The 12,398-nt window shown below is 34.4% G+C and carries 9 protein-coding genes; 2 read left to right on the plus strand and 7 right to left on the minus strand.

The features are described 5' to 3' along the window. Positions 1-131: 131 nt before the first annotated feature. The 7 genes from H510_RS0104980 to H510_RS18300 all read right to left on the minus strand — a co-directional run bounded on the left by H510_RS0104980 (position 132) and on the right by H510_RS18300 (position 10,302). Complete coding sequence (locus tag H510_RS0104980) at positions 132-1,271, minus strand: cytochrome-c peroxidase (protein ID WP_026903301.1); 1,140 nt, start codon at positions 1,269-1,271, stop codon at positions 132-134. Then, complete coding sequence (locus H510_RS0104985) at positions 1,268-1,909, minus strand: hypothetical protein (protein ID WP_026903302.1); 642 nt, start codon at positions 1,907-1,909, stop codon at positions 1,268-1,270. Before H510_RS0104985 ends, H510_RS0104980 begins: the two co-directional genes overlap by 4 nt. A gap of 10 nt (positions 1,910-1,919) precedes the next feature. Then, the gene (locus H510_RS0104990) at positions 1,920-3,353 is read right to left on the minus strand and encodes a RagB/SusD family nutrient uptake outer membrane protein (RefSeq protein WP_081659193.1); all 1,434 of its coding nucleotides are present in this window, start codon (positions 3,351-3,353) and stop codon (positions 1,920-1,922) included. A gap of 10 nt (positions 3,354-3,363) precedes the next feature. After that, positions 3,364-6,639 carry a SusC/RagA family TonB-linked outer membrane protein gene (locus tag H510_RS0104995; protein WP_026903304.1) on the minus strand — a complete coding sequence of 1,092 codons (3,276 nt, stop codon included), beginning with the start codon at positions 6,637-6,639 and terminating at the stop codon, positions 3,364-3,366. After that, positions 6,640-7,656, minus strand: a complete 1,017-nt coding sequence (locus tag H510_RS19505; RefSeq protein WP_051291057.1) for a FecR family protein — start codon at positions 7,654-7,656, stop codon at positions 6,640-6,642. A gap of 14 nt (positions 7,657-7,670) precedes the next feature. After that, a complete protein-coding gene (locus tag H510_RS0105005; RefSeq protein WP_162143057.1) occupies positions 7,671-9,512 on the minus strand; it encodes a T9SS type A sorting domain-containing protein in 1,842 nt (613 codons plus the stop codon). Between the two features lie 229 nt (positions 9,513-9,741). Further along, on the minus strand, positions 9,742-10,302 hold the full coding sequence (locus H510_RS18300; RefSeq protein WP_051291058.1) for an RNA polymerase sigma factor: 561 nt from the start codon (positions 10,300-10,302) through the stop codon (positions 9,742-9,744). 162 nt (positions 10,303-10,464) lie between these two features. Between H510_RS18300 and hemW the strand changes: the two genes are divergently transcribed. Together hemW and H510_RS0105020 are read left to right on the plus strand one after the other, a co-directional pair. Next, positions 10,465-11,604 (plus strand): radical SAM family heme chaperone HemW, encoded by a 1,140-nt coding sequence (hemW, locus tag H510_RS0105015; RefSeq protein WP_026903306.1) that lies wholly within the window; start codon positions 10,465-10,467, stop codon positions 11,602-11,604. Beyond that, a complete protein-coding gene (locus H510_RS0105020) occupies positions 11,594-12,388 on the plus strand; it encodes an SDR family oxidoreductase (protein ID WP_026903307.1) in 795 nt (264 codons plus the stop codon). The genes hemW and H510_RS0105020 overlap by 11 nt, the downstream gene beginning before the upstream one ends. Positions 12,389-12,398: the final 10 nt, after the last annotated feature.

The following is a 12,398-nucleotide window of genomic DNA, read 5'->3' on the forward strand; positions in this document are numbered from 1 at the left end:
CTGATTATCAGGGTTATTGTATTTTGTAAAAAACGTCATTACATATTGATTTATATGAAATATATTAGACCTCAGCCTGACAAAAATGGTGGTTTAAAACAATCTTTTTATTTCTTATAACAACCCATAATTTACGCCTCTGGCAACGTAGGCGGAATAATTTTATTCACTCTGGTGCTAATAGAGCGTAGGAAAGCTTCTAAGGCTTGTTGCTCTTCTAGCGTTAGGTTAAGTTTTCTTAAAATGGATGACTTTGGTACGTTTCTGAAAGAATCTGGCACTATAGCCGCTTTTTGTATTGGGCTAGGGTTGCCTAAATTATAGAACTCTACCACATCTTTTAAAGAAGGGAAATTACCATGATGCATCCATGGACCTGTAATATTGGTTTCTCTTAAAGAAGGAGTTCTAAATTTGCCTAAATCTTCTAGTTTTTTGGTAACATTATACCTGCCTAAATCTTCCATTTTAGAGCCCAATAGCGTTTGCCCATCGTTATGGAATTGGTTATCACTAAATAGAGGAGAGTTATGACAGTTGATACATCTGGCTTTGGTTCTAAATAAGTGCATACCTAAAACCTCATCATCTTTTAAGGCTTTAGGATTGCCTTTCACAAAAGCATCAAAACGACTATTGGTACTGATGATAGAACGCTCAAAAGTAGCAATGGCTTTTTGTATTTTATCCAAGGTAATTTTTTCGTCGCCAAAAGCTTGCTTAAATAAAGGTTTATAGCCTTTTATTTGCGAAACATGTTTCACCATGGTATTCAAATCCTGATTCATTTCCAAATGATCTTTGATAGGGAATTTAGCTTGGTCTTCTAAACTTTTAGCTCTACCGTCCCAAAAAAAACTCTCGTAAAACGCTACATTTAATAAAGTCATAGCGTTTCTTTTACCAGTTTGGCGGTCATGTCCGTAAGCTACCCTACGTCCATCTCCCCAACCTAACTCCGGGTCGTGGCAAGATGCACAAGCAATTTGTTTAGAAGCAGATAACCTAGGGTCAAAAAACAATAGTTTCCCTAATTTTTCTTTTTCTTCTGAGTGCGGATTATCCTTTGGATATGTTGGTCTTCCTAAATAACCTATATCTTTAAAATTCTTTACAGATTCGTCTACATCCGGAGCCGGCCATTTGGTTGGGTCTCCGCTATATAATGCCCTTAGTTCTGCTATACTGTAAACTTTAGGGTTGTCTTGTAAAAAAGCTGTAGTGATGATAAATGTTATCACAACTACCAAAACACACATGATCTTTCTCATAGATTTAAAGTTTGCGCTTCTACACTCATAGTATATTTTCTTTTAACCTCGGCAGGACCACCAATAGCCGTTTCGTTGAAAATAACCTCTAGATTAATTATTTTTGTTCTTTCATCATAAGTACCTTCCCCGCTGATACCAATTTTAAAAGTGGGTACACCTGGCTCAAAAGTTGAATTTGGATTTTTGCTTACCGTAATATCTTGAGGCACTACTCTTACAATTCCAGTTTTAGCACCTTCAAAGTCAGGGAAAAAACCAATGAATTTATCTACATTTATTTTTGCCGTAACCGCATTTGTACTTCCTATTTGGGTGGCATATAATCTATGCATATCTAAAAAAGTAACCCCACTGGTAGCCACCGGATGTACAAAACCTAAATAATTAGGGTCTTGGGTAGATATAATAGAGAAGTGCCCTATTATTCTGTTAGACCATAGTTTCGTATCTTCATTATATCTATAAACAAATAATTGATAATTTGGTATATTCTGATGAAATACATTAATAGCCGATGAAGATGGTGTAGAAAGTGGCTCTTCTGGATATAAATCTTCTTTTAAAGGAGGTTCTTCTTCTCTGCACCCAGCAGATAAGGTAACCATGAAAATTAAAAATATTAAAAGCTTATTCATATTGTAATGATTAATAATCTGTATTTTGCTCCATTCCTGGATTTACATCAACGGTATTGATAGGTATAGGCATGACCAATCTATTATCAGTAAAAGGTAAACTACAAGTGGCAGCATTACAATCTACCCTATTGATATTTTTGCCTTTCCTTAGCAAATCGTAAAGTAAATTACCTTCAAAAGCCAATTCTTTTCTTCTTTCAAGAAGGATGGCATTAATTAAATCTGCTTTGTTGGAAAAATTAGCATCAGCAGCTGTCGGGTCTGCTCTCTTGATGATTAAAGAAAGATCTGCATTAGCTTGTGTAAAGTTAGTTGGTGTTCTTTCTGCCGCGGCTTCTGCCCTTATCAGGTATAATTCTGATAATCTTAATACTTTAACAGGAGTGGCGTTAAGACCTCCAATAGCATATTTTTTTGTAAACGAGTAGTTTACATTATTAATAGTAACTGTATTAAATAAAGATGAATTTCTACGAATATCATTTGCACTATAGAGGGTCAAAATATCATTAGTAGCTGCGTACATTCTGAAACCTCCGGTATTACTTACCTCATAATATGACCCTAAACTAGAGCCAGAAAAATTGCTTTCCAGAGCAATTTCAAAAACAGACTCTACAGAAGGATTTCTAGTAGCCCAGCTCGCCACATAATTAGCATTACTTAACAAGGTATAGCCTCCGTTTCTAATCACATCATCTGCATATTCGTAAGCTTTATCCCAGTTATTGGCATATAAATACACTTTTGCCAGTAGGGCTTTTGCCACATTTGCAGAAAAATAGGTTTGTGGTGTACCCGATGAAAACACTGGGCTACTATTCTCAAATAAAACAATAGCTTCTAATAAATCGTTGATTACCGCTTCATAAGATTGAGCTGCGGTTGACCTAACAGGTAATGGGTCTGTTATTAATTGTGGCTTAAGTATTAAAGCTATACCTAAATGGCTAGCATCTGATGTTGTATTGTAAGGTTTAGCAAATACTCTTAATAAGTCAAAATGTGCCAATGCTCTAAAACATTTAGCTTCTGCTAAAATTCTATTTTTTTGAGCTGATTGTCCTTCGGCACTTGGTGTATAAAAGATAATATTGTTTACATTATTTAAGTGTTGATACAAATCTGTATATGTAGCATTCATAGAGGATAAATTTGCCCTTTGAGTTAAATTATAAATATCATCTAAAGCAATATTTACGGTACGGCTGTATTTGATATTTCCACCCATTAAATCAGGGTAAACCATTAAGTTTCTATGGTATAAATTTATGGATAGCAAAGAACGATAAGCTCCGGATAATGCGGTTTTTGCACCAGAAACATCACTAAATAAATCTTCAATAGAAAGCTGCTCTATAGGGTCTTTATCCAATAGCTTTTCGCAAGAAGTAAAGCTTATTAGAAATACGATATTGATATATATGAAAAACTTCTTCATGATTTAAATTTTATAATCCTACTCTTAATCCACCGGTAATTGCCATAGTTTCTGGATATGTAAATCTTCTCTTGGCTATACCATTTCTATTTTTTACGCCTGGTTCTTTATATACGTAAAACAAATTGGTTGCATTGGCAAATACTGATAAATTATTAAGCCCAATTTTTGCAACTGTTTTTAGAGGTAGTTTATAGTTTAATGATACGTTAGAAAGTTTAAGATAACTAGCATCCAACACATACCTGGATGAATTACTTACCCTATCTCTATTGATATTTAACCTTGGTATATTGGTAATATCACCTGGTCTTTGCCATCTATCTATCAAATTGATACTTTGGTTTCTATTTTGCAGATTTCTACCGTCTGTCTCATCAGCGTTTTCAAATTTAAAATCTGCACCATAGCTATATAAGATGTTAAATGAAAAGGTAAAATCCTTTATCGTAAAATTATTGATAAAACCTCCTTGGAAATCTGGTAATCTATCACCTATTACAACAGTTTCGGTAATAGGAAGTGCATTAACCTCTTCTGCTGTTTTAATATTTCCGTTTTTATCAAAAAATATTTCTAAACCCGTTTGAGGATTTACACCACCCCAACGGTAACCATAAATAGCATTAGCACTATTACCCACTTTAAAGCCTGCTGCTTCATCTCTACTACCAAAAAGGGCTGAAAAACCATTATTAAATGCAATAATTTTATTTTCGTTTGAACCAAAATTGAAGGAGCTGCTCCAGGTAAAGTTTTTGGTTTTGATATTTTCTGAACTGATAGACAATTCAAAACCCTGATTTCGCATTTTACTAGTATTAGATAAAATATTTGTAAAACCTGTTTCAAGAGGTACATTAACATTAGATATTAAATCTACCACCGTGTTATTATAGTATTCTGCCGTTAATTGAAATCTGTTGAAAACGGTTAAATCTAAGCCTAAATTAAATTTAAAGTTTTTTTCCCAGCCTAAATCTGGATTTGGAGCAGAGGTAGCTCCTGGTAAAGAAGAAACATTACCGTTATAGGTACCGCCATCAGAAGTTTCTATATTGTACAAACCACGGGCGGCATAAGAACCAATTCTTGAATTTCCGGTTGAACCATAAGTTGCTCTCAATTTCAGTAGATTGATGGCTTCTACATTTTTTAAGAAATTCTCTTTAGAGATAATCCAGCCTAAACCTAAAGAGCCATTTAGCGCCACTTGTCTATCGCCACCAAAAACAGAGGATTGATCTACACGACCATTGATATTAATGTAATATTTCTTATTTAAATCGTAGCCCAATTGAGAATAATAAGAAACCACTGCATTTTCTGAAGGAGAAGAGTTTGCCGATTGCTCTGCAGCGGCACCCAAAACACGTAACCTATCAAAACTAAAGTCAGTACCTGTTCCGCTTAGTAAATTAGTAGTTTTATCTTCTACTTGCGTACCTGCAACAAAACTTACTGTATGCTTATTATTATAAACCTTATCGTAAGTAGCTTGTAAAAAGCCCGTATAGCTACGATAATTTCTATCAAAAATGGCAAGCCTACCATTAAGATTTGCTCCTGTTTGGTTCAAAGCAGACATATACATCGTTTGCCTGTTCTGATAAAAATCTGCACCAAAGGTACCAGATATTCCCCAAGAATCGGTTATTTTATAGGTTGCATTTAAATTACTTAACAGTTGTAAACCTTTGTGAAAATTATCATTTTGTGCTAAAACAGCTAATGGATTTGGAACACCTTGAAAAGTGGCAAAAGTACCATCTTCGTTATAAGGAGATAAATTTGGAGGTAATAAAACGCCTCCATAATTATTAAGCGCATTTTTATTAGTTAAAGTAGGACTTAAAGAAAAACCAACTTTAAAACGATCTGATAGGCTATGGTCTAAACGTAAACGGATATATGTTTTTTGTAAATCGTTACCTATGGAGCTGGCTTGCTGATCTCTGTAACCCGCAGAAAACCTAAATGTGGTATTTTCCTTCCCTCCAGAGATTTCTAGGTTTGCATTATGATAAGTTGCATTTCTATTAGTTAAATCAAACCAATCTGTATCAATGGTATTACTTCCTGCAAGTTGCGAGGCAGAGGTTACCGATCTTCCATCATTGATATAAGTTTCTCTTAATAAACTGTAATATTGCGGACCAGATAACCACTTAAACTCGTTAATGAAAGTGGCTACGCCAGTATCATAGCTAAAATTTACTTTAGTTTTACCAGCTGTTCCTCCTTTTGTGGTGATGATGATTACGCCATTAGCAGCATCGGCACCGTAAAGTGCAGAAGCAGTAGCATCTTTTAAAACCGAAATACTTTTAATATCATCAGGGTTAATATTGGCTAATGGATTTAGGTTTTCTTCTCTATTAAAAATCTGATTTTCATTTCCTCTCTGCTGTTCGTACATCGGAATACCATCTACTACATATAAGGGTTGAGAAGAAGTATTTGATACTGGTCTTGAAGTCCCTCCAAAAGCAGGTAAAGAACCTTGTCCTCTAATATTAATTTTTACAGGGGTTCCTAGCTCGGTATTGGTTTCTACATAAACACCAGCCACCAAGCCTTCCATCATTTTATCAAAAGATTCTATTGGCCTATCTACCTGAAGTTGGGCATCTGTTAATTGCGAAATACTTCCTACCACATCTTCCCTCCTTTTATTAGCGGTATAAGAGCTGGTAACTACAACTTCGTTGATACCTATAGCATCAAGTTCTAGCTGGATACTAAAAAAAGTTTCTTTACCAACTCTAAATTCCTTTGGCTTGAACCCTAAATAAGTAGCCTCTAAAACTGTACTCTCAATGTTATCACCTACCAATTTAATGGTAAATTCTCCATTGATATTGGTTACAGCGCCTTGCCTGGTTCCTTTTATCAAAACATTAACACCGGGTAGGGTTTCTCCATCTTGTTTAGAAACTATTTTACCAGTTATCATTTTAACAGTTGGTGAAACTGGTCTTTGCGCCTTTCTGATAGATATGTTGTTGCCTACAACACCAAAATCTAGTCTTAACTGCCTTGATAATATGTTAAGCGCATCTTTTAAAGAGCCAGAATGCCTAATGGTAGCTTTTTGGTTAACATCAATAACAGAACCATCATAATTAAACTTTACATTACTTTGCTTTTCTATAGCATTGAGTACATCAATTAAAGCAACATTATTAAAGTTTAAACTCAAATTATTTTGAGCTTTTAAAACTCCTGTTAAAAGGATAAACAAAAATAATATAGGTAGTAAACTTTTTTGAGCTATTTTATACATTTATTTATTGATATAGAGCGTATCCTGAACTTGTTTATAGGTTAAATTTTCTGAAAAACAGATACTTTTAATCAAACTGACGTAATCTGTATTCTTAAACTCGCCTGTGTATCTCCAGTTGGCATGTTTACTTAAATTTATAAGGGTTATCCCATAGGTAGCATAAACCTTCTTAGCAATCTCTTCAAAAGAAGCATCCTTAAATTTTAAAATGCCATCTTTCCATGAGGTTAAAAGTTCAGTATCAAAATCAGACTTGATGAGTTTGTTAGTTGCCTGGTCAAATAACACTCGCTCTTGAGGCTTTAAGGTTAACGTATTACCCGTTAACTGATCATTAACTTTAACACTTCCTTCTATTAAAGCTACTTCAATTTTACCTGATGCTAATTGGGTATTCACATTAAAAGAAGTGCCTAAAACTTGTGTAGTTAAAGCACCTGTATGCACTACAAATGGCTTTTTAGGATTCTTCATCACTTCAAAATAGGCTTCACCTTCCAGTTCTACATTTCTGATAGCGCCAAAAATTTTAGGATACTTGATGGTACTATTGGCATTTAACGTAACTTTTGTACCATCACTTAACTGGATGATACTTCTTTGCCCAAAAGAATTATGTTTAGTGATATAAGTTTGAGCTGTTTCTTTTGCCTTTGTAAAACGCTTCACACCAATAAAAAGGGTTGGCACCAATATGAGGAGCACTAGCACTACATAAACACCATTTATAGAAAATTTTGAAGGCGAGCTCGTTAATAGCGCTTCTGGCTTAGCTTCCTCTGCCTTCAAAAAAGATTCAAATTTATTCAACTCTATATCCAGCTCATGCTCTGGAAGCTGCAAGTACAGCATATCCAATAAGCGTTCTGCTGTTAAAACTTCATCCAGTTTTTCTGGATTACAGCTGATCCACTCTGACCAAAAACTCACATCATCAACATTACTTTTGAGGTAATAATTGATAAATGATTCGTCTGATGCAAAATCTTCTGCCGTATAAAGGTTATAGTGCATAAATTTTATAAATATTATATCTTGATGATCTTTTTAGCGATATAATTTAACTGGTTAGTTAAAGTTAAATAATACGTACCTGCGCTAAATGAAGATAAAGATACACCTAAATCATTTAAACCTGAATTTAATTCGATAGCTTTCTCTAGTACCACTCTACCGCTTTGGTCTACAAGTTTTATTTGATAATTACCCGCTTTGCTGATAGTAATATTTAATCTGTCTGCAGTTGGGTTAGGATAAACGCTTACTACATCTGAATTTAAAGCACTTATTTGGACTGTTTTTACGTCAGAATAAGATAAGGTAGCATCAAAATCTTTGGCTTTAATGCGATAATAGTTATTTCCTAATAATGGATTTTTATCAATAAAACTGTAAGTGTTTAATTGTTGAGCTTTTACACTTCCGATAGTAATAAAATCTCCAGTTTCTCCTTTTCTTTCTATTAAATATTCATCTGTATTAATTTCAGAAGCAATATTCCAAACTAAAGAAACTTCGTTTAAAGTGTTTTTAGTAGCGGTAAAGGAGGTGTAGGTTACGGGTAGGGTGCCGTTGGCATAGAGACGTGAAGCGTAGATTTCACCGTTAGTTGATGTTCTAGAATCTTGCCATGTTATTATGGCCCCACCCAAGCCATCCGATATTAAAAATGGGGATCTTTGATTACCTACAGCAGAGGAAATTAAAACCCCATCTGTTGTATAAGCTGCGGTACCATCAGAGTTTAACTTTTGTGCATAAATATTATAATCTGAAGTACTTATTCTAGGATCTGCCCATGTTACTATACAAGTGCCAGACCCCGAATCAACCACTCTTATCTCAGCACCTGATACACCTTGATTACCAGTTGCAGCAGTAACGATAACTCCCTCATTATTGACAGTATTACTCCACAAAGCAGTACCTAAGGCAGAAATCTTTTGTGCATATATATTTCTATCTGAAGTATTAACTCTCGGATCACCCCAAATAATAATATAATCAGAAACACTATTGACTATAAAAGGTTCCGTTTGACTACCAGTGGCTGAGCATATTACAACACCATCGACTGTCCAACTTACACTGCCATTACTTAATACTCGTTGTGCATAAATATCTGATACATTACTATTTCTATTATCAACCCAACTAACAACAATACCTCCAGCATTATCACTAACACTTTTTGCGGAAATCTGATTATTTGCTGCTCCACAGACTTCAAGTCCAGACGCCCCCCACAACAAACTTCCATCGTTAGCAACTTTCTGAGCATATATATTAGTATTGATTGTCCCTAGTCGAGGGTCTTGCCAAGTAATACAAACATTTCCACTTCCATCAGGAACTAAAGTCGGTAAACTTTGAGTGTTGAGCTGATCTCCATGAATACTTATATCATTAGAAAATTGTGGTAAACCAGTATTTATTAAACACTTTTGTATATATAAATCTGGTGATGTAAGTCTTGTTTCCCTCCAAACTACTACAAATTCAGTAATCGATATTTTAGCAACACTTGGTATAGCTTTAACAACTGTATTTCCAGTTGAAACAGTTAAAATTCTCCCATTTGCTGTCCAAGCCATACTTCCGTCTGAATTAACTTTTTGCCCTACTATATCTTTATTAGAACTATTATTGCGGGAATCATCCCAGACTATAATTGCACCACCCTGTCCATCATCTGTAATCGATAAATTATCTTGATTACCTGCTGCATCGCAAACTAATTTCTCCGCCCCCCACGGTAAAGTTCCATCTCGATTAATTTTTTGGACATAGATATCTGTCCCTGTTGTTATACTATTTCTATTATCAGCCCATGCAATTATCATGTTTCCATTACCATCATTAGTTGACACTATACCAAGTTTGGTAGTTGAAGAACTTGTTGTGACAATTGGGTTATTCACAGCTGGGTTACCATTCCACTGCCCTTTAACCACCATACAAGAAATTAAAAGGGGGATAAAAAGTAAAATTTTCTTCATCTTAATTTGTTTAGTTTTCTGACTTTTATATACAGTGCAGAAAACCTTTACTTTTTACCAGAAAATTTTGAACTTTTTTTCAGAATAACTTAAAATCACTTCAAAAAAGGAAGAAAAAGAATACAATGAATGATTTTAGCAGCTTTCTTAGCACTTGCAGTGCTTCATAAACGTGGTTATACACAGTACGGGGTTGTAAATTCAGCGCAGACGCTATCTGCTCGTAGTTTAAACCCTCGTAAAACTTGAGTTTGATGATTTCTCTTTGATTTTTGGTCAGATGGTCTAAAGCTAACCATAGCTTTTTCTTCTTTTCATCACTCTCTTGGGCTTCTATCAATAAGCTTTCATAAGATTTTTCCTTGCCTATACCTTCATCAACTTTAGTTAAGCCCTCGTGATTATGGTTTTGATAAATTTCTTTGAGTAGCTTTCTCTTTAAATAAGTACGGAGATATGCTTTCACTTGCTGAACTTCTGCCAGAGCATGACGCTTTTGCCATATCTCGCAAAACATCTCATGAATACAATCTTTTACCTGCTCTTTGTTAGCACAAATTCTAAAACCAAAGGCATACAAATCCTGATAGCTATTTTTATAAAGTAGCATCATGGCTTGCTGGTCGCCCTGTTTTATATTATACCAAGTTTGAGCGTTCATGTTTTTAAATTGCTAAATAAAGCAACTTTTCATTATAAATATCTTAATCTTATTTCAAATATAAAATTAAATCATCAAAAAAATTAATCCTCACATGTAAATTTTAAATCTCCTTTTACTTTAATTAAATAAGTTTACCTAACATATCCTTACATTTGCAAAATGGCAGGTATTTATATCCATATTCCTTTTTGTAAGCAGGCTTGCCATTATTGCGATTTTCATTTTAGCACTTCTTTAAAGTATAAGGATGAAATGCTGGCGGCTATCCTTAAAGAAATTCAAATACAAAAAAACTATCTTGAACAAGAAAAAATAGAAACCATTTATTTTGGTGGTGGTACGCCTTCTATACTATCTGAAACAGATTTAAACCATATTTTCCAGACCTTATATCAAACTTTTGAAATAGCAAAAGGAGCGGAAATTACGCTAGAGGCTAATCCTGATGATTTAAACCTTACAAAAATCAAAGCTTTAAGAAATACGCCCATCAACCGTTTTAGCATAGGCGTACAATCTTTTTTTGAGGAAGATTTAAAATGGATGAACAGGGCGCATGAGGCTAAAGAAAGTGAATATGCTATTAAAACTGCTCAGGATGCTGGTTTTGAAAACATCACCATCGACTTAATTTACGGGTACCCTTTGTTAAGCGATGAAAAATGGCTGGTTAATATTAACCAAACGCTAGCATTAGATATACAACATATTTCTTGTTATAGCATGACGGTTGAGCAAAAAACAGCTTTAGCTTCTTTTGTACAAAAAGGGTTGCAGAAACCTATGGATGATAGCCAAAGTGCCCAACAGTTTCAAACTTTAATGGCAAAACTAGCAGAACAAGGCTTTGAACATTACGAGATTTCTAACTTCGCTAAAAACAAAAACTATTCTAAGCACAATACCAATTATTGGAAAGGTGTTAAATATTTAGGTATCGGACCATCGGCACACTCTTTTAATGGCATAAGCAGACAGTGGAACATTGCCAATAATGCTAAATACACCGATGCTTTAATGCAAGATACCATTCCTTTTGAGATAGAAGAATTGAGCTTTGCTAACCGTTTTAACGAATATGTCATGACGGCTTTAAGGACCATGTGGGGTATAAATTTGCATGATGTTATCAATAATTTTGGTGCCAATACCACAGAAATGTTAAAGCAAAATATAGAAGAATTTGTTAATAAAGGCTGGGTTAAGTTTGTAGAAAATCATTTTATTTTAACACCCAATGGCAAGCTGTATGCAGACCATATTGCTGCCGAACTTTTTATAGAAGACCATGAACTTTAAAAATAAAATTGTTTGGATTACTGGCGCTTCCTCTGGCATAGGGAAAGCATTAAGCATTATACTTTTTCAGCAAGGTGCTAAGGTTATTTTATCTGCCCGTAGCAGAGAAAAACTGTATGATTTAAAGCAAAAACTAAAAGGCAATCCTTTAGATATTCATATCCTACCTTTAGATTTAGAACAAAAAGAAACTTTAAGCCAAAAAGCAGAAGAAGCTTGGAAAATTTATGGTAAAATAGATATCCTATTTAATTGCGGAGGGATTAGTCAGCGTTCTTTAGCCTTAGAAACCACCACTGCTACAGAAGAAAAAATAATGAATACCAATTACTGGGGAACGGTTTTATTAAGTAAGGCAGTAGTAGCCAAAATGGTAAACCAACAAAGCGGGCATATTGTAGTGATGAGTTCTTTGGTAGGGAAATTTGGTACGCAATACAGAAGTTCTTATGCAGCATCTAAACATGCTTTACATGGCTATTTTGATTCTTTAAGGAATGAAGTTTACCAACATGGTATAGCTATTTCTATCATTTGTCCAGGTTTTGTCCGTACGGATATTACCCTAAACTCTGTTACCGGAGATGGCTCTCTCTATAATAAAATGGATAAAAACCAAGAAGAAGGCTTATCTGCTTTAGACTGTGCTACACAAATTCTAAAAGCTGTTGAAAATAAAAAAGAAGAAGTTTTAATTGGCAAAAAAGAAAAATTTGCGGTGCTTATAAAACGTTTCTTCCCGGCTTATTTTTCTAAAATGATTAGAAAAAGAGAAGTTATTTAGACATACAAGC

The organism is Pedobacter glucosidilyticus DSM 23534 (genome assembly GCF_000425145.1).
Classification (GTDB): Bacteria; Bacteroidota; Bacteroidia; order Sphingobacteriales; family Sphingobacteriaceae; genus Pseudopedobacter; species Pseudopedobacter glucosidilyticus.

Excerpts from the sequence above, each read along its gene's own strand:
- H510_RS0104980 (WP_026903301.1), bottom strand. The coding sequence starts at position 1,271 with ATGAGAAAGATCATGTGTGTTTTGGTAGTTGTGATAACATTTATCATC.
- H510_RS0104985 (WP_026903302.1), bottom strand. The coding sequence starts at position 1,909 with ATGAATAAGCTTTTAATATTTTTAATTTTCATGGTTACCTTATCTGCT.
- H510_RS0104990 (WP_081659193.1), bottom strand. The coding sequence starts at position 3,353 with ATGAAGAAGTTTTTCATATATATCAATATCGTATTTCTAATAAGCTTT.
- H510_RS0104995 (WP_026903304.1), bottom strand. The coding sequence starts at position 6,639 with ATGTATAAAATAGCTCAAAAAAGTTTACTACCTATATTATTTTTGTTT.
- H510_RS19505 (WP_051291057.1), bottom strand. The coding sequence starts at position 7,656 with ATGCACTATAACCTTTATACGGCAGAAGATTTTGCATCAGACGAATCA.
- H510_RS18300 (WP_051291058.1), bottom strand. The coding sequence starts at position 10,302 with ATGAACGCTCAAACTTGGTATAATATAAAACAGGGCGACCAGCAAGCC.
- hemW (WP_026903306.1), top strand. The coding sequence starts at position 10,465 with ATGGCAGGTATTTATATCCATATTCCTTTTTGTAAGCAGGCTTGCCAT.
- H510_RS0105020 (WP_026903307.1), top strand. The coding sequence starts at position 11,594 with ATGAACTTTAAAAATAAAATTGTTTGGATTACTGGCGCTTCCTCTGGC.